The 382-nt window shown below is 65.2% G+C and carries 1 protein-coding gene; it reads left to right on the forward strand.

Translation table 11 applies throughout. From position 1 onward, the window contains the following. Positions 1-197: 197 nt before the first annotated feature. Positions 198-382, forward strand: a 185-nt coding sequence (locus tag ASD66_RS24725) for a hypothetical protein (protein WP_200950004.1), incomplete at its 3' end; no start/stop codon positions are given.

Below are 382 nucleotides of genomic sequence, written 5' to 3' on the forward strand. Positions count from 1 at the left end.
GAACGGCAACGGGAACGGTGACGGCTCCGACAACGGAGACGACAACGGGAACGGTGACGGGACTGAGCCTGGTGATGGTTCGCCTGTGGGTGGGTTGCCGGGTGGTTCGGTGACGCTGCCTGGTGTGGGCACGCTGGAAGCTGGTGGTGATGGGGTGGTCTTCACGCCTACCACCGACGGTGACGGGACTGACCCTGGTGACGGGACCGATCCTGGTGATGGCACTGACCCTGGTGACGGCACTGATCCTGGTGACGGGACCGATCCTGGTGACGGGACCGATCCCGGTGATGGCACTGACCCCGGTGATGGCACCGATCCTGGTGACGGGACCGATCCTGGTGATGGTTCGCCTCTGGGTGGTCTGCCGGATGGTTCGGTG

Source organism: Nocardioides sp. Root151 (assembly GCF_001427925.1).
GTDB lineage: Bacteria > Actinomycetota > Actinomycetes > Propionibacteriales > Nocardioidaceae > Nocardioides.